Origin of the sequence: Streptomyces sp. NPDC057963 (genome assembly GCF_042887155.1) — a bacterium.
GTDB lineage: Bacteria > Actinomycetota > Actinomycetes > Streptomycetales > Streptomycetaceae > Streptomyces.
Genome location: NZ_JBHVPX010000002.1, coordinates 58954 through 80677 on the forward strand (window position 1 = coordinate 58954; position 21724 = coordinate 80677).

A 21724-nucleotide genomic window follows, 5' to 3' on the forward strand; every position below is an offset into this window, starting at 1 on the left:
TCCCTGCGCTCTTCGCTACTGCCCGTTGAGGCGAGCGATCTGTGCGACGAACTTCAGACGTTCCGGGTGCTCCAGATCCAGCAACTCATCGAGCGGCCAGTGGAAGTGGTAGGCGAGGTACGCGATCTCCTCGTAGAGCAGGTCGGCCGCGTACGTCACGATTCCCCCAGGCGGCCACCGGCGAGATCCACCGCAAACTCCTCCTGGCAGGACGGGCAGGAGACGGCGGCCCGGGTGTGGCCCTCGGCGTTGATCCGCCGGTAGAAGTCCTGCAGAAAGGCCAGGTCGGAGGCGAAGAGGTCCTCGATGACGCCGGGGTGGATGTCGTCGATCGTGCCGATCCGGGTGACGACCCTGGCGATGAGCACGACCGACAGGTACGCGGAGTTCTCGCGCACCCGGTCGTCCCGCAACGGCACGAGTTCGTCGCGCGCGGTCGCGAGCCGCATGACTCCCGTACGGTGCACGGCGCCCGACTCGTCGACGTACCCGCGGGGCAGCTCGAAGGAGAACTCCGTACGCAGGGTGTCGCGCGGGCCGTGCCCCCCGCCTCTGCCGGCCGGCAGCTGCCCGTCCGACCGCCCCGGGGCCGCGGGCGCGGTCGCAGCCGGATCCGGGGCCGGTGCCGTACGGCGCATCAGTCGACTTCCATGCTCTCGTAGGTGATCGCGAGCTTTTCCGTCAGGACCGAGGTGTCACCGGCCTTGAGGGTGCCGATCTCCAGCGACTTCGGCCAGGCGTTGATGAGTTTGTAGCGCTTGATGGCGACGCCCTCGTGGTCGTACACGATGACGGCACCGTTGCGGCGGGCCGCGGTCATCCGGCCGAACCGGGAGTCCTTGATCCACCGCTCGAAACTGTTGTCCTCGGTAAGGCCCCGGGTCACGGTCACCTCACCGGCCTTCGGCCGCCCCGGAAGCTTCTTGATGGCGTAGCGGCCGTCGGCGGTGTTCTGCTTCAGCTCGATGACGTCCTGTTCCATCTTCAGACCGCTGACCTCGGTGATCTGCTTGATGACGACGCTGTCGAATTCGAGGCCGAAGGAGGCCCCGACGGTGCTGTCGAGATCGGGAAGTGGCACAACAGGCTCCTTTACCGCTTTCAACGCGTTTGCCGCTCGGAGGACCTCAGGACGTCCGCACTCTGCTCGGCCCGGACCCTGCTCGGCCCGGCTCCCGGCGCGCTACTCGTCGACACCGCCGGTGCCGCCGGTCAGCTGGGAGAGGCGGAAGACGACGAACTCGGCCGGCCTGACCGGCGCCACCCCGATCTCGCAGATGACCTGACCCGCGTCGATGCTCTCCGGCGGGTTGGTCTCACGGTCGCACTTGACGTAGAACGCCTCTTCCGGAGTGAGCCCGAACAGCGCCCCCTTGCGCCACTCGTTGACCAGGAACGCCGAGACCGTGCGCCGGATACGGGCCCACAGGGCGTCGTCGTTCGGTTCGAAGACGACCCACTGCGTCCCGGCGAGGATCGACTCCTCCAGGTAGTTGAAGAGGCGCCGGACGTTCAGATAGCGCCAGGCCGGGTCCGAGGCCAGCGTGCGCGCGCCCCAGACCCGGATGCCGCGGCCGGGGAAGGACCGGATGCAGTTCAGCCCGATCGGGTTGAGCAGATCGTGTTCGCCCTTGGTCAGCTGCGTCTGCAGGGCGACCGCCCCTCGTACGACCTCGTTGGCGGGGGCCTTGTGGACGCCGCGCGACTCGTCGTTGCGCGCCCAGACCCCGGCGATGTGACCGCTCGGCGGGACCAGCTGCGCCCGCCCCGAGGACGGGTCGGCGACCTTGATCCAGGGGTAGTAGAGCGTGGCGTACTTGGAGTCGAAGTTGGCGCGGCCGGTGCGCCAGGCGCGGATCTGCTGCGGGCTGAGTCCGGGCGGCGGGTCGAGGATGGCGACGCGGTCGCCCATCAGCTCGCAATGGCTGATCAGCCCCTGCTGTACGGCGATGACCGATTCCAGGTCCAGCAGCCCGCGTTCGTACGCGCTCATCAGGTCCGGCACAGCGATCGTGGTGACCTCTTCGACGGCTTCGAGCCCGCCGAGCCCGGTCCGGCGGTCGGGATCGCCGACGTACACCTCGGGGGTCAGCGCTCCGGCTCCGGGGGACGCGGGCGCCGCGGGGGCCAGGGCGACGCTCTGCGGCTCCGGTTTGGCGGGCGCGGCGCCGCGCCCGGACTCCCGCATCTCGATGAGTTCCGACGTGGCGTTGACCCGGGTGGCGACGTTCTCCTTGCTGCGTTTGGTCGTGACACTCGGGTAGGTCTCCGTCACGTGCCCGTCCCGCTTCACGATCAGCTGGAAGACGTCGGAGGGCGGGTCGTCCCCCTCCGCCTCGGCCACTTCGACGGTGATCTCACCGGCCACGCCGGGGCGGGGCCGCACGGCGTACGGCCCGAGCTGTGTCTCCGACCCGGCGGGCAGCTGTCCGCCGTCCGGGCGGCTCCCGTCCCCGGCCGGGGGTTCCGTACCGTCACCGATGCGCACCACGTAGCAGACGCCGCCGCCGTTGGTGAAGAAGCCGTAGACGGCGGAGGCGAGATACGCGCCGGCCACGAAGTCACCGAACGTGCCGGCGAACTGGCTCCAGTTCGTGATCAGCGTCGGCTCGTCGAACGGGCCCTTCTGCGCGAAGCCGACGAAGGCGGCGACCGAGGTGCCCACCCCTTCGATCGGCCGGGATCCGGACTCGATCTCTTCGACGTAGACGCCCGGGGACAGGTACGACGGCATGTGAGTCTCTCCTTGGCCGGGGAACGCCCGCAATTCTCGCGACAGCCGCGATCACCGGGAACGGACACACGGCCGCCCACCCGTGCACCGGCCGCTGCCCGATCAGGCAACGCTCTCGCGCTGTACGACCCCGTGGGCCCTGCCCCCGGTCGCGTCCCCGTGCGCTGCGTACGCGATCCACCGCCCCCGCATTCTGGGGCGGCGGCAGGGCCATGCGTATCGAGTGCCGACTGCCCGGGGACGGGGCGGGCCGGGAGGGCGGATGAAGGCGGTTCCGGAGAAGGACCCCATCGCGTCCGCGTCGGAATCCGGCCGTGGAGGTACCCCTCATCGCGACAACGTGACACTCGTGCCCGAAGTGTCACGTTCGCAATCACCCCCACCTCACCACCCCGGCGATACCCGCCCGTCCGGAGACCGCCCCGCCCCCGACCTCCGCAGCCTGCAGCGCCTGCAACGCGCGGCCGGCAACAGCGCCGTCTCCCGCCTGGTCGCCCAGCGCTACACCGCCCCCGTCAAACCGTCCCCCGCCCAGGCCCCCGGCTTCCGCAGGGTCAAGGCCGACGTCGCGGCGAAACGAACCAGGATCGCCGTCCACGCTCCGGCCACCGCCGAATCGAAATCCGCCCAGGACGCCGCCGTCGCACCCCCCGACGACAAGGAAGCCCAGGGCAAGGCCGCCAACGCGGAAAAAATGAACGCGGCCAAACCCGGTGAGTTCAACAAGCAGGCCTTCATCGACGCCGTGAACAAGGCGATCGACGCCCAGGCCCCCAAGAACCTCGACCAGGCCGACAAGTTCTCCACGTCCGGCAAGGCCGACAAGATCAAGGACGAGGTCGACGGGAAGGTCACCGACGGCAAGGAAAAGTCCGCCAAGGACATCGACACCGCGACCAAGGCCCCGCCCGACACCGCGGCGGCCAAGGACAAACCGGTCACCCCGATGACCCCGGACCAGCCGCCCGCCAACCCCGGCGCTCCGTCCGCACAGGACGCCGTCCCGCCCAAGCAGCCCGACTCCGTCACCGACTTCTCCCAGGGCCCCGCAGAGAACAACAAGGCCATGGCGTCCGCCGAGGTCACCGAGGACCAGCTCGCCAAGGGAAACGAACCCGAGTTCGACCAAGCGCTCTCCGCGAAGAAGACAGCGGAAAAGGACTCCGCGAAGGCCCCCGCCCAGGGCAAAGCGGCCGAGAACCAGCACCTCACCACCGCGAAGGCGGGCGCCGCGGCCTCCGGCGCCCAGGCCATGAACGCGCTGACCGCCACCCGCGCCTCGGCCGGCAAGCACGTCGACAGCGGAAAGGGCGAGACGAAGTCCAAGGACGAGAAACGGCGGGCCGAGGTCACCGCGAAACTCCAGAAGGTCTACGACGGCACGAAGAAGGACGTCGAGGAGACCCTCTCCGGCCTGGACAAGAAGGTCGACACCGCGTTCACGCAGGGCGAGAAGGCCGCCCGCGACGCGTTCACCGCCGACCACAAACGCCGGATGAAGAAGTACAAGGACAAACGCTACTCAGGCATGCTCGGCCCGGCGAAGTGGGCCAAGGACAAGCTCATGGGCATGCCGGAGGAGGCCAACGGCCTCTTCCAGGAGGCCCGCAAGCTCTACGTCGCCAAGATGCAGACCGTCATCTCCTCGGTCGCCGACATCATCGGCACCGAACTCGGCAGGGCCAAGACCCGCATCGCGAAAGGCCGCACCGAGCTGAAGGCCGAGGTCGACAAACTCCCCGCCGACCTCCGCCAGTTCGGCCAGGACGCGGCCAAGGACTTCGCGGGAAAGTTCGACGACCTCGAATCCACCGTCAACGAGAAGTCCGAACAACTCGTCCAGGACCTCGCCCAGAAATACACCGCCGCCCTCAACAAGGTCGACGAGGAGATCAAGAAGCTCCAGGAGGCCAACAAGGGTCTGATCGACAAGGCGAAGGACGCCATCGTCGGCGTCATCAAGACGATCAACGAGCTGAAGAACCTCCTGCTCGGCATCCTCGCCAAAGCCGCCTCGGCCATCATGAAGATCATCAAGGACCCGATCGGGTTCCTCGGCAATCTCGTACGAGCCGTCGGCGCGGGCCTGAACCTCTTCATCACCAACGTCGCCGAGCACCTCAAAACAGGCGTCGTCTCCTGGCTGCTCGGCACGGCGGTCAAGGCCGGCCTCGAACTCCCCCAGAAGTTCGACCTCAAGGGCATCATCCAGCTCATCGGCTCCCTTCTCGGCCTGACCTGGGCCAACATCCGTGCCCGCATCACCCGCAAGGGCATCCCCGACCAGGCCCTGACCGCCGTCGAACAGTCCGTCCCGGTCGCGAAGAAACTCGCCGCCGAAGGCCCCGCAGGCGCCGTAAAAGAAATCGAGTCCGAGGCCGGCGACCTCAAGGCCACCATCCTCCAAAAACTCACCAGTTACCTGATCCCCACGGTCGTCATCGCGGGAATCACCTGGATCATCTCCCTCCTCAACCCCGCCTCCGCATTCGTCCGCGCGGTCAAGGGAATCATCGACATCGTCACGTTCATCGTGAACCAGGGCGCCCAGATAGTGGAGTTCGTCAACGCGGTCCTGGACGCGGTGATCGCCATCGCCAACGGGGGTTCGGCAGGCGTCCCCAAGATGGTCGAGGCAGCCCTCGCCGCCAGCGTCCCCCTCCTCATCGGCTTCCTCGCCTCCCTCCTCGGCATCGGCAACCTCGCCGGCAAGGTCAAATCCGTCTTCCACGCCGTCGCCAAACCCGTGAACAGGGCCATCGACAAGATCGTCAACTTCATCATCAAAAAAGGTAGAGCCATTTGGGCGAAGCTCAAGCCCGGAAAAAACAAGGGCAAGAATCCAGAGAAAAAGAACGACAGCCCGTCCAAAAAGAGGAGCAGGCTCGACAAGGGAGTCAGAGACGCCATCAGGGTTCTGAACTCCTACGAAGGCAGGCTGCTTCCCGAGACTGAGGTCCGGGAAAAGCTGAGCAAAATAAAATCTCGCTATTCCCTGACCGAGGTGAGAGCCGTGGACGGCGGCTCCGCATGGCGGGTCGAAGCCGCCGTGAATCCCAGGGGCGGCGGCCCGACAAAAGCCCCCACGCTGCGGACGGTAGTGGAAAGCATGAAATCCGTCCTCGCCGCTTACGGTCCCGAGCGAGTGAAACAAATCCACAAGGTATGGGGAAAACAGCTGGAGCGGGCAAAGGTCGGCGGGGTCTCCATCTGGACGTCCGCCGACTTGAAGGGTACGGAGAAAGAAGCTCTCGGGGCACTGAATAAGCCCCAGACAAGAAGAATGCTCATCAGTTATTTCGCACAGCCCCGTGACAAGAAAAAACTGGCTGACACGGAAATATTCCGAGAGCACTCCCTGGTCAACACAAAACCCGACCCTCCACACAGCGTCCGAAATGAGTTCAATAGCCTACTGGGACAGGCGGCACTGGCCCATATAAAGGGGCCGAAAGGTGCGGAAAGAATACGATCGCTCGCCAATGAAGAGGGCGACGAATCTCTCGTGAACGAATTACCGGGGATCGGTTTCGATCTACGCGCCGGCGATCTCGGAACGTTCACAGGGCTGCCGGGCGCGCACCCCAAGGCAGATACCACTCTGAAGGATGCAGTAGAGAAGTCGAGGGGAATCGGTCCAGATAAGCCGATCGTCAACTTCCTCAAGCGAATGGTGGCGCCCAACGGTGAGGTCGGAGGCATAACATCCGCAGAATTCTTCAAATTATGGGCGGTAGGAGTAAACGCCGACTGGGTAAAGGACAGGTTCCGCGAGGTGGCACCCGGCAGACACGAATGGATTCCATCCAACTACATTGGCCGAATTTTAGAGACCGCAATAGCAGCAAGAAGTTCTCACGGGCTCAAAAATGCCGAGGGATGGGTAACCCTTCAGAGCTCCCTGAGGTCGTTCACCTGCGACGTGATATGGGATCTCAAAGTGCATAAAAATACGACAGAAGTGTCGAGCGATATCCTACACACCCATACGGGCGCATTCTCTGAGAACACCTACAGCGCCACGGCCGATCCGTTCTACCATGGCGACCCAGACAAAAGGAACGATATACCTGATCCAGAATCCAGGATAGCTCCTGGGGGTCTCCGAGGAATATTCGAGCAGTATTTGGATACAGAGGGAGTAGAGGGGGCAACCCCGCAGGGATTCTTGCGACATCTTCGCGAGCTTCTCAAAAATGGCAACATAATGTGGAACGGACAACTCGACTCAGACCTACCCGCGTCGGTGCGTAATTTGCCGATCGCGGGAACCTACAAGAAGAAGACTGTGAAGGTCGGAGACCAGAACACGACTTCCAATGTCACGGTCGAGGAGGTCACCGGCCTGACCGTCAGCCGGCTGGCGGAATTGCAGCGCGAGAACTATTTGCGAGTCCTCGACAATTTCAACTTTGCCGCACAGCAATTGAAATAAAATGCGATGGAGGGTTGGTTGAATGTTGGATCCGGCCGTTCGAGAAGCAATTCGCGCTAAGGTGGGGGAACGGGAGGCGGATCCTGTCGCGCTCCTCGGTCTTGACATACTGACTGTCAACCATGCGCACGGACTCACCGGAATCGACGCATGCGAGAATCTCAGAATTCTCGTTCTGGCCGGTTGCGAGCTGGATTCCCTCAATGAGGTGGCCAACCTTCACGGACTGGGCACCCTTGCCGCATCGGACTCGACGATCGGTAGCATCGAAGGGCTCGCCAACCTCAACGTCCATACCGTTCTCGCCGAACGCTCTGAACTGCTTGATATCTCACCTCTCCTTCGTTGCCCGGGACTCGTCGAGGTACGACTGGAAGGCACCGCCCTGTCCAAGGAGTCATACCGAAGGACAATCCCAGAGTTGGTGAGAAGCGGATGCGATGTGTCTTTCCCCAGCGTGCTCGAATGGGAGCTGATGACGGACATGCGAGAGTCCGGCCTCTCCTTCTCCTACTATGAGAGCAGAAACGGGTATCGCCTCTGCCGGCCCGGACTCAAGCACACAGAGACACCCGAAGTGAATCATCCGGTGATCTCTCCTGATGAGCTCCGAAGGATGCTTTCGTTCGACCCTCACGGAATCCGGGACTTGTTCTCCGAATCGATCTGAGGATGGCGGGCTCTGTACCGGATGCCCTTGAAGCAGTCGAGGCGCGACGCCCTCCTGTAGGCACGGCAGTGCGGCATACACCGCGTGTGAGGTGACGCCACTCCGGCACCCGCCCACAACCATGAACCTCGGCCCGCGCGCGGTCGGCTCATCTCCAACTGCACCACCATCTGACTTTCCTGTTGATGCACCACCCGTCCGGAACGGGAGATGTCACGAAGCACCGGTGCCACTGCCAGGATGTCGATGCGGGCAACGTCCAGTTGAACGGCGGCTGGTCCTGGCCCCGGCAAGGCACTCTCCGATGCCCACGCCCATCCGGGGTGTTCTGTTCGCCTCCGCTCAAGCGTATGGACATGACGCTGAGAAGCCGACCGGGCAGGTCGCTTCATGCGTCGGCCACCCGCACCGGCAACGACTTCAGCCCGTTGATGAAGTTCGAGACCAGGCGGCGCGGTGGGGCCGCGCGTTCGAGGGGGGTCGGGAGGGCGCGGCACGTCTCCTCGTACAGGGCCCGTAGTTGCAGGCGGGCGAAGTGCGCGCCCAGGCAGACGTGGGGGCCGTCGCCGAAGGAGATGTGGGGGTTGGGGGTGCGGGAGAGATCCAGGGTGAACGGCTCGGGGAAGACGCGTTCGTCGTGGTTGGCGGAGGCGTGGAAGACGACCACCTTGTCGCCGGCGCGGATACGGGTGCCCGCCAGCACCGTGTCCTCGCGGGCCGTGCGGCGGAAGGTCAGGACCGGGGGGTGGCGGCGGAGGAGTTCGTCCACGGCCGACGCGAACTCCACCTCGCCGTTGCGCAGGCGGCCGTACGCCTCGGGGTTCTCGGCCAGGAGGTGCAGGCCGCCGGGGGCAGCGCTGCGTACCGTGTCGTTGCCCGCGACCACCAGCAGGAAGAAGAACATCTCCAGTTCGGGCGCGGTCAGTTCGGGGTCCGTGGCCAGGGCCGTCATGACGTCGTCGGCGGGGTGCCGGCGCTTGTGGGCCGCCAGGGCGTGCGCGTAGTCGAACATGTCGCGCAGTGAGGCCGGGGAGCGGGGGTTGACCGGTTTGCCGTCCGGGCCGAGTTGCGGCGTTCCGGCCTCGTCGGGGTCCTGGTAGCCGATGACGCGCCGGGTCCAGTGCAGGAGGAGTCCGCGGTCGCTGTCCGGCACGCCCAGCAGGTCGGTGAGGTTGAGCAGGGCGTAGTCGTCCGTGACCTGAGTGACGAGATCGCAGGTGCCGTCGCCGGCCCGCGCCTCGGTGACCGCCGCGGTGAGCAGGGAGCGGGCGCGTTCACGGACGACCGTCCCGAACCGGTCGATGCGCTTCGGGGTGAAGGCGCGGCTGACGAGTACGCGCAGGCGTCGGTGGTGCGGCGGGTCCTGGTTGAGCATCATGCGGCGGATGAACGGCAGGTCGGCGGGGTCGGGGTCGCGGATCTGGGTGGCGCCGAGGTACGAGGAGTACGCCGACGAGTCCTTCAGGACCCGGACGGCGTCCTCGTGCCGGGTGACCGCCCAGAAGCCGGGGCCCGCCGGCCAGCCCAGCACCTCCGGCTCCTCCTGCCACGCCACGGGGTGATGGTCGCGCAGGTGGCGGTAGCGGTCGTGGGGGATGCCCCGCCCGTACTGCCCGGGATCGAAGACGTCCGGTACGGGTGTCTGCTCCGGCGCTTCGGGGGCGGACCCGCTCATGCCTTCGCCTCGCCGTCCTCCGTATCGGCCCGCAGGAAGTCCTCCATCACGCGGATCAGGTCGAGCGGGGCCTCGTCCATCGCGTAGTGGCCGCAGGAGGGCAGCTCCACCAGTTCGGCCCGCCGGAACCACCGCATCCAGGTGGCGCGCTGCACCTCGGCCGACAGCGCCGGGTCCAGCGCGCCCACCACGGCCAGGGCCGGCACGGGCGAACCGTCGATCCGGTCGTGGAAGTCCTCGCCCGCCCAGGAGTCCAGCCAGGCACGGAACGCCGTCGCGTCGCTGCGTTCGAACGAGCGGCGCACCATGCGGTCCAGCCAGCCCGCGGGGCGTCGGCCGCCCGTGGTGATGTCGAGGATGGTCCGCCGGTTCTGCGGGGTGTGTGCCGCCCCGGAGAAGAGTTCCCACTGGTCGGGCGGGAGGGGCAGGCCGGACGCGGGGACGGGCGACACCCCGACGATCCTGCGCACCCGTTGCGGCGCGGCGGCCAGCGTCCGCTGCGCGACGGAGCCGCCCATCGAGTGGCCGATCAGCGAGAACCGCTCCCAGCCGAGCCGGTCGGCCAGCGCGATCACGTCCGCGGCGCCCTCAGCCGTCGTGTACGTACCGCTCGCATCCCTGGCCTCGCCGTATCCCCGTAGATCGACCACCGCGTACTGGAACGAGCCGAGGTCGAGATCCGGCAGCACCGGACCGTACGCGGACCGGTCGGCCAGCCAGCCGTGCACCGCGATCACCTTGTGCGGGCCGTCGCCGTGCAGTTCGTGGGGCAGAACAGGCAATGCGGTCACGCCGACTCCCGTCACCGTACGGAGCGGACCGGTCGGTCACCGGCCCGGCCCCGACCACGGTGGCGGCAACGCCGGGTCCGCGCAAGGGCCCACGCAGGGCTCGCGGTCTCCGGCCGGCGGCCTCACGCCAGCAGCCCCAGGTACGGGCCGAACTCCGACGCCAGCGTCAGGCGGCCCAGTTTCTGGTACTCGCGCTGGATCGCGTGGATCAGCGTCGGCATCGTCACCGGCCCGCCCGTGTCCGCCGCCAGGTACGCGGCCGTCACCGCGATCGAGCGGATGTTGCCGCCCGCCAGCTCGAAGTTCTCCGCGCAGAAGGGGAGGTCCAGGTCCCTGCCCCGGGGAAGTACCGGGCCCAGACAGCGTTCCCACAGCAGGAGGCGCTGTTCGGGGTCCGGGACCGGGAAGTCGACGACCAGGTCCAGGCGGCGGGTGAAGGCGTCGTCCAGGTTGGCCCGGAGGTTGGTGGCGAGGATGGCCAGGCCGTCGAAGGACTCCATGCGCTGGAGGAGGTACGCGCTCTCGACGTTCGCGTAGCGGTCGTGGGCGTCCTTCACGTCCGAGCGCTTGCCGAAGATCGCGTCCGCCTCGTCGAAGAGGAGGACGCCGTTCACGCCCGCCGCTTCGGAGAAGATCCGCTCCAGGTTCTTCTCCGTCTCGCCCACGTACTTGTCGATCACCGTCGCCAGGTCGACCGTGTAGAGGTCCAGGCCCAGGTCTGCGGCAATGACCTCGGCGGACATCGTCTTGCCGGTGCCGGAGTCGCCGGCGAAGAGGGCCGACACGCCGCGGCCCCTGCCGCCACCGGGGCGCATGCCCCACTCCCCCAGGACCCGGTCGCGATGGCGCGCGCGGGCGGTCAGTTCGCGGAGTTGGGCGTGGGTGCCCGGGGGGAGGACCAGGTCGTTCCAGCCGACGGTGGGTTCGATGCGGCGGGCCAGCCGGTCCAGGCCCGCCGCGTTCTGGGCGCGGGCGCCCCGGCGCACGTGGTCGGGGGTGAGGATGCCGCCGTCCAGATGGGTGGTCTGGGCGGCGCTCCGGGCGGCGCGGGTGATCTGTTCCGGGGTGAGGAGGAACGGCGAGAGCAGGCGGTCCACGTCGATGGTTTCGGGGAGCGGGGCGTCGTACGCGTCGGTCCAGAGGGCGGCCCGGGTCGCGGGTTCCACGCGTGGGGCATACAGGAGGAGGGGCGGGGCGGTGGACCAGGCCGCGTCCCAGGGGGCCCGGCCGACCAGGACCGTGGGGACCGGGGTGGAGGCGAGCAGCCGGAGGAGTCCCGGGTGTTCGCGGGAGACGGCGTCGAGCGGGGCGCAGACCAGACCGGCGCCGGTCAGCCGGGCCTCGCGGACCAGAGAGCGGACGGCCTCGGCGGGTGACGGGTCTTCGGCCAGTCGTGCCAGGTCCAGGCCCAGGACCCGGTGGCCCGCGTGGGTCAGCGCGGAGGCCGCGAGGGCCGTGCCCGCGCCGCCCTGGTCCTCCCGGAGGTAGGCGAGCGGGACGCCCCGGGCGAGGGCGGCGGCCAGCGGGGCCGGATCGCCGACGCCCGGTACGGGGTGCCAGGGGGCGAGGAGATCCGCCAGGCGCGGGTCGGGGGTGTCGCCGCCCAGGAGGTGCGCCGTGACCCGGTCGGGGACGCGGAGCGCACGGCTCAGGAACGGGCGGTCCAGGTCCTCGACCAGGAGGAGGCGGCCCTCACGGAGCGGGGCGAGGGCCGACAGCCGGCCGCGCGCCGCCTCGTCGGCGGGGGACAGGCCGCAGAGGCCCAGGACCAGGCCGATGGACGGGCGACGGCGGGTGACGTCGTCGTTCAGGTAGCCGTAGAACGCCTCGAAGCGGTCGTCGAGATCCGGGACGAGCGTGATGAGGAGGATCTCGATGTCGAGGGCGGTGAGGCCGAACTCCCCTGCCAGGGAGGTGAGTCTGGCGGGCCCCGTCGGCATCCCGTCGCCGTCCGCGGCAGAGGGCGGCACCGGGGACGGGAAGGCGCGGGCCTCCTCCTGGTCCAGCAGACGGGCGATGTTCTCGTCCGTGAGGTAGAGGCCGCGGAAGGCGTCGTCCGGGTCCGGGTCCGTGCGCTGCCGGACCTCGACCGCTTGTCGGATGCGGTGCTCCACCGCCACCGCGCGGGCGAGGAGATGGCGCAGATTCGGGTCGCCCGAGCTCGTCATCCGGCGCCGTCCTCGGTCGCCGTCCGGCTCTCCGCCTCCGCCTCTGCCTCCGTCGCCCTCCCGGTCTCCGCCTCCGTCGCCGTCGCCGTCTTCATCTCCTCCGTACGGTCCGCCCCGCTGCCCCGCACGGGGTCCGTCGCGGTGGCCCTCCGGTTCTCGGTGATACGGAGCGACAGGCCGCGCCGCCGTTCCCCGTCGGGGGTACGGGGGACGCCCCCGCCAGGACCACCGGAACCAGCAGAACCACCGGAACCACCGGAACCAGCAGAACCACGGGAACCACCAGGACCACCAGAACCGCCGGGCCTGCCCGGACGGCCTCCGTACACCGGAAGCCCGCCGCGCCCCGGCATCGGTTCCGACAACGGCTCGGCCTCCTCCGGTACGTCCCCGAAGCGGGCCTGCAACCCCTCGTCCCCCACCGGTGGACCGACCACATAGCTCGGGGACGCCGTCACCGGCACGCTGATCACCAGGTCCAGCGAGGGTTTCAGCTCACCGCCCAGCGCGCTCCACACGTCGGCGAACGAGCGGTCCTCCGGCGGCGGCAGCGCGATCGACATCGGTACGGCCGCCCCGATCTCGGCCAGCGTGCCCGCCAGCCGCTCCGGAGGCAGCGCCTCGTACCGCAGCAGGCAGCCGAGCAGCGACGAGAGCAGCCGGTGCTCGTCCTCCGGACGCTTCGTCCATGCCGTGATCAGGTACGACAGCTTGAAGAACCGGGGCGGGCGGCGGCGCGCGACGATCGTGCCGCGCCCGTCGTACTCGTTGTGCAGACCCCGCTCGCGCCTGCGCATGTCCTCGCGGATGTCGTAGAGGTAGAGGTTGACCATCGGCGCGTTGACCTTCGCCGCCCACTCCCGGGTCGGGGCGTCGAAGACCACCGCGATCTGGCCGCCTTCGAGCACCTCCGTCCTGATCAGGGCACGCAGTACGTCGTCGACCTCGTGGATCACCCGATCACTCCCGTACGGTCGTCGGCGCTCACGCGCGGCCCGCGAAGTCCGGTGGCTGGAGGTTCCGCTGCACCACCAGGACCGGTTTCTTCAGCCGGTCGAGGTCGCGCGAATCCGCCCTCAGCTCGCGCGGGCCCAGCTTGTCCTTGCGCAGGACCAGGACCTGCACCTCGAAGGTGCCGTCGCGGCCCACCGTGGCGACCGCTCCCCTGGGGGTGATGCCGGTGTTCCACGTGAAACGTACGGTCGCGCCCGGCGGGTAGTCCTTGCCCCGGGCCAGCACCGGCTGGCCCGGTTTGGCGACCTGCGGCGTGACGGTCAGCGAGGGCTTCAGAACGCGCAGCCGGTCGGTGTCCTGGTTGTTGGCCTTCCGGCGGTCGGGCAGGGTGCCGCGCACGGTGGCCCGTACGTCCCCGGTGACCGCCGCGCGGTACGTCGCCGTCTGCGTCACCTCGATGCGGCCACCGGCCGGAACGGTGCACGGTTCGGCCGCCGTGCAGCGGGTCAGGCCGGGCAGGCTGCGGTCCTTCGCGCTGGACGGTTTCGGCCAGCTGGAACCGATGACCACGCCCGTCGCCGCGTCCGGGCCCGCGTTGGTGACGGTAAAGCGGGCACGGGCAGGTCGGCCGGTGTAGGTACGGTCCGGGCTGACGTCGACCTTCATCGCCACGTCCGCCGAGGGCGGCACCGGAGCCTTGAGGACCTCGATCTGCGCGGTGTCCGTTCCCGTGTTGCCCGCCGAGTCGGTCGCCGAGCAGGTCACCGTGGTGATGCCGAGCGGGAAGAGCGAGCCGGAGGGCGGGGTGCAGGTCACGGGGAGGGTGCCGTCGGTGGAGTCCTGGGCGGTGGCGTCGTACGTCACGCGCGCGCCCTTCTTGTCCTTGGCCCAGACGGTCAGATCGTCCACGGTGACGACGGGCGCGTCGACGTCGTTCACCTCGATCCTGATCTGCTCCTGGAAGTCCGGATCGGCGGCCGCGGCCGGACCGATCTCATCCGTGCCGGGGACCCGGGTACCCAGCAGGAACTGGACCGTGCAGGTCAGAGTGGTGCCCTGCGGCGCGTCCGCGGCGACATCGATGTTCTCCGCGAACAAGGCGGTGTCGCCGCTGGTGACGTCGCGCGTGGGGGGATCGAGGGAAACGCTCAGGGACGGGTCGCAGTGGTCGAGCCGGTAACCGACCGTGCTGGGAAGGTTGTTGAAGCCCTCGGCGATCGCCTCTGCGACCTTGTCGCCGTCGATCCCCTCCAGCAGCCGGCCGTTGGTGGCCTTGATGATGCGGGTGGCCTGGTCGGGGGTGGTGAGCGGATCCTCGACGTATTCGGGATCACCGGCGTCACCGTTGCCGTTCAGGCCGTCGCCGATCTTGCTCGCCACATCGACACCGATCACCCGGACGCTCCGGTCCTGAAGATCGAAGATCGTGTCGTCAATGCTGTGGCCGTTGCTCGGGGCGTGGCTGGAAGCGTCGCCGACCAGCACGACGACCGGACTCGCCCCGTCACGGAAAACGGTCTGGCCGCCGGCCCCGTTCGCGATCTGCCACAGCCCGTTGATCCAGTCCTCGGACGGGCCTCGGCTCTTGCCGCCCAGCGCGGTGTCGAGTTTGTCGACGCCTTTCTGCACCGCGTCGAGGTCGTCCGTCAGCCCCTGAAGCACGCTGAAACCGGCGTCGGGGTCGCCCTCCTGATCGCCGAACGTGGCCACGGCGAACCGGGATTCGGGCTGCTCGGCGAGGATCTTGTCGGTGATCTTGGGCAGGTTGTCCTGCACGCTCTTGATCGGGTCGGCCATGCTGGCGGTACCGTCCACCAGCAGCACCACATCCGGCTTCGGCGGAATCGCGGGTGTACGCACCTGCTTGGCCACGCCCGTGGAACCACCGGGATCGACCGTGTCGGTGAACTCGGCGGGGGTGACCCAGGGTTCGGGTACCGCCGCCGTGGGCGTCCCTGAGGTCACGGCCGAGCCGGGCGCGATGCCGGAGACCACGAGGAGCAGGGCCAACGCCGGGACACGGAGCACGGTGAAGGTCCTGCGCGAGGCCGAAGCCCGGGGCCGCGCCGCCCCCGGCCGAGCCGGCCGAGCCGACCCCAGCCGGACCGAACCCGGCCGCGCCGATCGGGACCGGGCCGACCCCGGCCGGACCGACCAGGGCCGGCCGGACCGCTCCGGCCGCGACCGCGCAGCCCGCTGAAACGGCTGGAACCAGCGCACGGAAGTCCTCCCCCACCCTCGGCCGATCGGCGTACCGGGCCCCACCGTCCCGTACGTACGACCGGCCCGCAGCGGTGCGGGAGTCACACCCCCGGGAAGCCGTCACTGCCCTTTCGGGCAGGCACCGCACCCCCGGACGCGCGCGTACCGGACCGCTCAGATCAGCCCTTGCCGCATTGCGTACGCCACCGCGTGCGAGCGGTTCCGCAGCTGCAGCCGGGTCATCACCGAATGCAGCACGTTCTTGATCGTGCGCTCGGAATAGGCCAGCTTCGTCGCGATGTCCGCGGTGTCGTACCCCTCCGCGACCAGGCGCAGCACATCCACCTCGCGCGCCGCGAGACCGGTGAAGTGCAGTCCGCGCGGACCGAGTACCTGCCCCTGGAGGCGACCGACCTCCTCCAGCAGTCTTCCCAGCAGGTCGGAGGGGAGATGGCCTTCGCCCCGCGCCACCGTCCCGATGACCTGGACCAGATGCTCCGGGGTCGACTCGGAGCGCCTGACCACACCGGCGACACCGCACTCCGCGGCGCTCACCAGTTTCTGCTCGTCGATGTCCGTGGTGACGAGGACGGTGCGTGAGGTGCTGGTGCGCTGGATGTGGCGCAGCATCGTCAGCACCTCCTCGTCGACCGCGTCCACGACGACGATCACGATCTGAGGTGAGGCGTCGCCCTCCCCCCACTCCGTCACGCTGATCTCGGGCCGGGCTCGTAACTGACTGGCCACGCCCGCCCGCGAGATCGGATCCTGGGCCCGTAATGCGACAGTGGTGCGCTCCATGGCAATGCTCCCCCTGGGCAACAGCCGATGGCATCACACTGAACACAACCATCACGGCTGCTTTCGTGTGCCTCATTCGTCCTGAGGCGGTCAAACGATTCCCGCGTATACCTACAGGGAAACAAGAAAGCCGATCCGGGCACAGAATCTGCCCGGAAGTGTTCCTTCGCGGCCGATGTCGGCGTTCGGCACCGCCCCTACGGTGCGCCGTATGAGTCTCACGGCAAGCCTCGACGAATCGTCCGTCACTGCCGCACCGGGCGAGGAGACGGCCCTCCCTCTGCGGATCCTCAACTCCGGCAGCACCGTCGAGGAGTACCGCTTCGAGGTGATCGGCGCGTGTGCCGCCTGGTCGGCGGTGGAGCCGGCGAGCCTGTCCCTGTATCCGGGCGACTCCCAGACCGTCTCCCTGGTACTGCGCCCGCCCCGTGACTCGACCGTACTCGCAGGGGAGACCCCCTTCGGGATACGGGTGGTACCCACCAGCGAGCAGGGCGACACGGTGGTACCCGAAGGGCGGGTGACCGTACTCCCCTTCACCGAGACGACCGCCGAGCTGGTACCGCGCAGCTCGCACGGCGCCTGGCGCGGCAGGCATCAAGTCGCCGTCGACAACCGGGGAAACAGCCCGGCGACCGTGCGGCTGGGGGCCCGGTCGGGTACGGAGCGGGCCCGGGTGGTGTTCGCGGCGGACACGTTGCAGATCGAGCCCGGCCGGGCCGGGTTCGGCAAGCTGCGGATCCGGCCGGCGAAGCGCGTGTGGCGCGGTACGCCGGTCACCCACCCCTTCCAGGTGGTCGCCACACCGGATGTGGCGGAGGGTCAGCCCCCGGTCGCACCGGTGGTCCTGGACGGTTCGTACCAGCAGGAGCCGATCCTGCCGCGCTGGCTCCCCCGGGCGCTCATCACCGCGGCTGTTCTGCTGATCGCGCTGGTCGGGCTCTGGTACGCACTGCTGCGACCGGCCGTGAAGTCGGCGGCCCGGGAGGCGATCACGCCGGACGCGGTCCGCTCCGCCGCCGCCGCCGACAAGAGCAAGGCTCCTGACACCGGTTCGACAGGTGGAGCGGATGCGGGCGGCGGCGCCGCCTCGGGGGCGAACGGCGGCTCGCCGAAGCCGAGCCCCTCACCGAGCCCCGGCACCTCCGACGGCGGGTCCGGCGGGGCTGCGGCCGCCGCCCCGACCAGCGCGCAGGTGCAGGTCAGGGACTCGGTGGGCGGCGGGTCGAACACCTCGACCGCCCTCCAGGTACCCCGCGGGCACACCTTCCAGCTGACGGACATCGTGGTCCAGAACCCGCAGGGCGACGCGGGCACGCTCGTGGTCTCCTCCGGGCGGAACACGCCGGTGCTCCGCCTCGCGATGGAGAACTTCCGGGACTCCGACTACCACTTCGTCACGCCGATCCTGGTGCCCGCGGGCGGCAAGGTCACGATGACCGTCGACTGCCGGAAGGTGGGCAAGCCCGTGAACGCGCCGACGCCTTCGCGGTGTGCGGAATCGCTGTTCCTCGGTGGCACGATGCGGACGGACACCGCGGGCTGACTCCGGCTCAGGCGGGCGGGGCCTCTTCCTCCTCCTCGGCCCCTTCCTCCGCCCGTTGGACGAAGGAGCCCTGGACATCGGCGGGTTGCTCGTCCTCGTCCTCCGTCGCCGCCCGTTGCACCGCGGGCGTCGCGGCGGGGGAAACGGCGGGCGACGCGGTGGCGGACTCATCGTGGCCGGCCGCGCCCGTCGCCGCCGTAGTCGCCGTCGCCGTCGCCGTCGCCGTCGCCGTCGCCGTCGACAGATCGGAGGCCGGGACCCCACCCGCAGCCGAGTCCGCAGCAGGAGCCGGGTCCGAGGCACGATCCGGGTCCGAGGCGCGAGCCGGAGCCGGGTCCGACAGCACCCGGTCGGCATTCGCGACGGCCTCCCGCTCGAAGCGGTCGGACGGATCGCTCACCCGGATCCCGCCCGGCGCCTCGGTCCCCTCCACCGGGCCGTTGCGCTGCTGGATCACATGGGTGAGCTCATGGGCCAGCGTGGTGCGGCCCTGCGGCGAGGACGGATCGTAGGCGTCGCGCTGGAAGACCACGTTGTTGCCGACCGTGTAGGCGTGGGCGCCCACGCCCTTCGCCGACTCGTGCGCGGCGGAGCCGGTGTGGACGCGCACGTCGGAGAAGTCCGCGCCCATCCGCCCCTCCAGATCGGTGCGGGTATCGGTGTCCAGGGGCTGCCCGCCGCCGGACGAGACCACGTCGTGCACGGGGGAACGCTCTTCCTCCCCCTGCCTCTGGAGCATCGACCCCACGGCGCTGTTGCCGACCGCCCGTTGGAGCACGCTCATGCCGCCGGCCCCGACCACATCGGCCCGCCCGGTGGCCGCCGCGCGGTAGAGGTGCGGGGTGCCCGCCGCCTGCAGGCCATCGGCCGCCCCTGCGGCGTGCGCGGCTTCGTCGTGCACCTGCTCCTGGCCATGCCCATGCCCGTGGTCATGCTCGTGGTCGTGCTCCCGGTCCCATTCCTGTGCGTGCATCGTCATCTCCCCTGACCGCGCCCCGGTCGAAGGCGCGTCGTGATGGCCCCACCACTCCACCTTCACGACGGGCCACTGCCTCGTCCAGCCCGGACCCCGCCGGCCAGGGGCAGCCGGCACTGCCCCTTCGGGCACCCGGGCCGTTCGTACGGCCCCGCCGCATACAGCCCCTCATACGGTCCTGCCTCACGTCCTGCCCCCCGCCCCGCTCCTCTCCCCCTCTCCCCGCCTCCCTCCCCTCCCCGAACGGAATCCGGCAGCAAACGGCTGCATCGGCGGGCAGCGGAGTGGCCGGGTCACGCCGCCGTCGGGATGATCGAAGGCATGACGAAGACCGACAAGGACCCGGACATCACCCTGCGAATCGCCCAGGCACCGGCGGCGGACGAACTCCTCGCGCGCAGCCCGCTCGCCGCTCTGGTCGGCATGCTGCTGGACCAACAGGTGCCGATGGAGTGGGCCTTCTCCGGCCCGTACACCCTGGCCGTGCGGATGGGCGGAGACGACCTGGACGCGCATGAGATCGCCGCGTACAACCCGGAGGTCTTCGTCGAGCTCTTCACCGCCAAGCCCGCCCTGCACCGCTATCCCGCCTCCATGGCCAAGCGGGTCCAGCAGTTGTGCCAGTACCTGGTGGCGGAGTACGACGGCGACGCGAGCGCGGTGTGGAGCGACGTCCCCACTGGGGCCGAGCTGCGGAAACGGCTGACCGCCCTGCCGGGGTTCGGCACGCAGAAGGCGCAGATCTTCCTGGCTCTGCTGGGCAAGCAGTTCGGGGTCCGGCCGACGGGCTGGCGGGAGGCGGCCGGACCGTACGGCGAGGCGGGCTCGCGCCGGTCGGTCGCCGACATCACCGGTCCGGAGTCACTCGCCGAGGTGCGCGCATACAAGCAGCAGGCCAAACAGGCGGCCAGGGCGGCCAAACGCGTAGCCGACAAGTAGCCGACGAACACCCGCACCGCGCACCTGCCCCCTACGCCCACGGCCCAACGCGCGCCTACACGCACGCCCCCTCGACCGCCACACACCCACCGAACGCTGCCGCACGCCCTCCGAACGCCACCCCCGCCCGCCGCACACCCACCGCACACCCACCGCACGCCCACCGTTGGGAACTACCGCCGGCGGCGGGCCGTGCCGAAGAGCGACCGGGAGATCTCCCGCCCCAGCTGCGTCCCGACGGAGCGTGCCAGCGACCGGAACATCCCGCTCGCCACCACCTGCCCGGCCCGTTCGGCGACCCGGCCGCCCGCCGCACCACCACCGCCCGCCGCCACATCCGAACTTCCCGCCGCACCACCACCAGGTGCCACACCCGCACCCGACGCCACGCCGGTGTCCCGCGCCACGCCGGTGTCCGAACCGCCGCCGGCGTCCGGACCCGCGCCTCCACCCGTGCTGTCGCTGTCACTCATCTCGGCCACTGTTCCGAAATGCCCGCTTTTGTGGCGTTCTTGCCAGCATGGCAGTCCCGCCCCATGGCTGCGCCCGGAGGCTCTTGCCCGGTAGGCTTTCCGTGTGATCTTCAAGCGCATCGGAAATGGGCGGCCTTATCCCGACCACGGCCGGGAAAGCACCCGGCAGTGGGCGGATGTCGCGCCGCGCCCGGTTCGCCTCGATCAGCTGGTGACCACCAAGGGCAATCTGGACCTGGAGACCCTCCTCGCCGAGGACTCGACGTTCTACGGCGACCTGTTCGCGCACGTCGTGAAGTGGCAGGGCGACCTCTACCTGGAGGACGGGCTGCACCGCGCGGTCCGCGCCGCGCTCCAGCAGCGCCAGGTGCTCCACGCCCGGGTACTCGAACTCGGCTGACGAAGCCTCACGGGTTGCCCGCAGGTCCCCGCGGATCCCGTACGGGTTTCTCGTACAGGCTCCTCGTACGGATTCCTCGCACGAGGGCCCGTACGAGACCCGCAGACCCTGCGGGCCCTGTCCGGGTTCGTTCGGGTGCTTTTGCACCCGGACGGGTGCGATCCATTGATCATTTAGTAGGCATCATCACCGGGCCGCACTACGCTGCGCCCATGAGCATGCTCACTCCCCCCGGCATGGGCGGAAAGTACCGCATCACGGGCGACAAGTACCCGCGCATGAGCCGCCCCCGGCGTCGCAGCAGGCTGATCCTCGCCGCCGCCGCGTCCGTGGTCGCCCTCGGCCTGGCCGGATGGGGCGCATTGCAGCTCATCGACGTCTTCACGGGCAACAACCGGAAGGCCGGCGCCGCCGACCACAAGACGGACTGCCCGTCGGGCAATCCGTCCGCGCCCGTGAAGGCGTTGCCGAAGCCCGCGAAGATCACCGTCAACGTCTACAACGCGACACCGCGCAGCGGCCTCGCCAAGCAGGCCGCCGACGAGCTGAAGAAGCGCGGTTTCACCATCGGCAAGGTGGGGAACGCCCCGGCCGCGTACGACAAGAAGGTCGCGGGTGCGGGGGTGCTGCTGGGCGCCCCGTCGGCCACGAACAACTCGCTGCCGGTCCTCGGTACGCAGTTGCAGGGGGCTGTTCCGAAGACCGACGCCCGCAGGACGGCGGACGTCGATCTGATTCTCGGTACGAAGTTCAAGGCGTTCAGCACGCCCCAGTCGGCTGCGGCGGCCCTCGCCGCCCTGGCGAAGCCGGCCCCCGCACCGTCCTGCTGACGGCTGCCGGGTCGGTCCCGGCAGCCCAGCACAACCCGCTCGGCCCGAGGGCCTCTCGTTCGGATCACGCCGGGCTCGCGGGGTACGGCACGCACCCTGATCCGGCTGATCCGGCCTGATCCGAACGGAA

The 21724-nt window shown here is 69.1% G+C and carries 17 protein-coding genes and 1 pseudogene; 6 read left to right on the forward strand and 12 right to left on the reverse strand.

Annotation, left to right across the window (positions count from 1 at the left end):
- Positions 1 to 15 precede the first annotated feature (15 nt).
- The 4 genes from ACFVT1_RS04000 to ACFVT1_RS04015 all read right to left on the reverse strand — a co-directional run bounded on the left by ACFVT1_RS04000 (position 16) and on the right by ACFVT1_RS04015 (position 2734).
- Complete coding sequence (locus ACFVT1_RS04000; RefSeq protein WP_389792338.1) at positions 16 to 159, reverse strand: DUF6760 family protein; 144 nt, start codon at positions 157 to 159, stop codon at positions 16 to 18.
- Positions 156 to 638, reverse strand: coding sequence for a hypothetical protein (locus ACFVT1_RS04005; RefSeq protein WP_389792340.1), 483 nt, complete (start codon positions 636 to 638; stop codon positions 156 to 158). Before ACFVT1_RS04005 ends, ACFVT1_RS04000 begins: the two co-directional genes overlap by 4 nt.
- The gene (locus ACFVT1_RS04010; protein ID WP_266747442.1) at positions 638 to 1081 is read right to left on the reverse strand and encodes a phage tail protein; all 444 of its coding nucleotides are present in this window, start codon (positions 1079 to 1081) and stop codon (positions 638 to 640) included. The genes ACFVT1_RS04005 and ACFVT1_RS04010 overlap by 1 nt, the downstream gene beginning before the upstream one ends.
- A gap of 102 nt (positions 1082 to 1183) precedes the next feature.
- A complete protein-coding gene (locus ACFVT1_RS04015; RefSeq protein ID WP_389792342.1) occupies positions 1184 to 2734 on the reverse strand; it encodes a phage tail sheath family protein in 1551 nt (516 codons plus the stop codon).
- Positions 2735 to 2996: 262 nt separating this feature from the next.
- Here ACFVT1_RS04015 and ACFVT1_RS04020 point away from each other — a divergent pair, with 262 nt between their 5' ends.
- A complete protein-coding gene (locus ACFVT1_RS04020) occupies positions 2997 to 7169 on the forward strand; it encodes a hypothetical protein (RefSeq protein ID WP_389792344.1) in 4173 nt (1390 codons plus the stop codon).
- A 22-nt stretch (positions 7170 to 7191) separates the two neighbouring features.
- Entirely contained in the window at positions 7192 to 7839 is a 648-nt protein-coding gene (locus ACFVT1_RS04025) for a hypothetical protein (RefSeq protein ID WP_389792346.1), read from the forward strand.
- A 388-nt stretch (positions 7840 to 8227) separates the two neighbouring features.
- Here the strand turns inward: ACFVT1_RS04025 and ACFVT1_RS04030 are convergent, their stop codons facing one another.
- The 6 genes and pseudogenes from ACFVT1_RS04030 to ACFVT1_RS04055 all read right to left on the reverse strand — a co-directional run bounded on the left by ACFVT1_RS04030 (position 8228) and on the right by ACFVT1_RS04055 (position 16430).
- On the reverse strand, positions 8228 to 9514 hold the full coding sequence (locus ACFVT1_RS04030; protein ID WP_389792348.1) for a cytochrome P450: 1287 nt from the start codon (positions 9512 to 9514) through the stop codon (positions 8228 to 8230).
- Positions 9511 to 10305: an alpha/beta fold hydrolase gene (locus ACFVT1_RS04035; protein ID WP_389792349.1), complete on the reverse strand. Its 795-nt coding sequence runs from the start codon at positions 10303 to 10305 to the stop codon at positions 9511 to 9513. The genes ACFVT1_RS04030 and ACFVT1_RS04035 overlap by 4 nt, the downstream gene beginning before the upstream one ends.
- A 122-nt stretch (positions 10306 to 10427) precedes the next feature.
- Positions 10428 to 12473, reverse strand: coding sequence for an ATP-binding protein (locus ACFVT1_RS04040; RefSeq protein ID WP_389792352.1), 2046 nt, complete (start codon positions 12471 to 12473; stop codon positions 10428 to 10430).
- 302 nt (positions 12474 to 12775) lie between these two features.
- Positions 12776 to 13429 (reverse strand): annotated as a pseudogene (locus tag ACFVT1_RS04045) (DUF4255 domain-containing protein); the annotation flags it as partial.
- Between the two features lie 28 nt (positions 13430 to 13457).
- Positions 13458 to 15455, reverse strand: coding sequence for an HYR domain-containing protein (locus tag ACFVT1_RS04050; RefSeq protein ID WP_389792354.1), 1998 nt, complete (start codon positions 15453 to 15455; stop codon positions 13458 to 13460).
- A 348-nt stretch (positions 15456 to 15803) separates the two neighbouring features.
- Positions 15804 to 16430 carry a response regulator transcription factor gene (locus ACFVT1_RS04055; RefSeq protein ID WP_389792356.1) on the reverse strand — a complete coding sequence of 209 codons (627 nt, stop codon included), beginning with the start codon at positions 16428 to 16430 and terminating at the stop codon, positions 15804 to 15806.
- Between the two features lie 211 nt (positions 16431 to 16641).
- On the opposite strand from ACFVT1_RS04055, the gene ACFVT1_RS04060 reads away from it, so the two are divergent.
- Positions 16642 to 17976 carry a hypothetical protein gene (locus ACFVT1_RS04060; RefSeq protein WP_389792358.1) on the forward strand — a complete coding sequence of 445 codons (1335 nt, stop codon included), beginning with the start codon at positions 16642 to 16644 and terminating at the stop codon, positions 17974 to 17976.
- A gap of 7 nt (positions 17977 to 17983) precedes the next feature.
- Here the strand turns inward: ACFVT1_RS04060 and ACFVT1_RS04065 are convergent, their stop codons facing one another.
- Positions 17984 to 18955, reverse strand: a complete 972-nt coding sequence (locus ACFVT1_RS04065) for a DUF4157 domain-containing protein (protein ID WP_389792360.1) — start codon at positions 18953 to 18955, stop codon at positions 17984 to 17986.
- A gap of 318 nt (positions 18956 to 19273) precedes the next feature.
- Here ACFVT1_RS04065 and ACFVT1_RS04070 point away from each other — a divergent pair, with 318 nt between their 5' ends.
- On the forward strand, positions 19274 to 19891 hold the full coding sequence (locus tag ACFVT1_RS04070) for an HhH-GPD-type base excision DNA repair protein (RefSeq protein WP_389792362.1): 618 nt from the start codon (positions 19274 to 19276) through the stop codon (positions 19889 to 19891).
- Positions 19892 to 20064: 173 nt separating this feature from the next.
- Here the strand turns inward: ACFVT1_RS04070 and ACFVT1_RS04075 are convergent, their stop codons facing one another.
- Positions 20065 to 20364 (reverse strand): hypothetical protein, encoded by a 300-nt coding sequence (locus tag ACFVT1_RS04075; protein WP_389793373.1) that lies wholly within the window; start codon positions 20362 to 20364, stop codon positions 20065 to 20067.
- A 103-nt stretch (positions 20365 to 20467) separates the two neighbouring features.
- Between ACFVT1_RS04075 and ACFVT1_RS04080 the strand changes: the two genes are divergently transcribed.
- On the forward strand, positions 20468 to 20764 hold the full coding sequence (locus ACFVT1_RS04080; RefSeq protein ID WP_072488263.1) for a type II toxin-antitoxin system VapB family antitoxin: 297 nt from the start codon (positions 20468 to 20470) through the stop codon (positions 20762 to 20764).
- 236 nt (positions 20765 to 21000) lie between these two features.
- Positions 21001 to 21594: a LytR C-terminal domain-containing protein gene (locus tag ACFVT1_RS04085; protein WP_389793329.1), complete on the forward strand. Its 594-nt coding sequence runs from the start codon at positions 21001 to 21003 to the stop codon at positions 21592 to 21594.
- Positions 21595 to 21724: the final 130 nt, after the last annotated feature.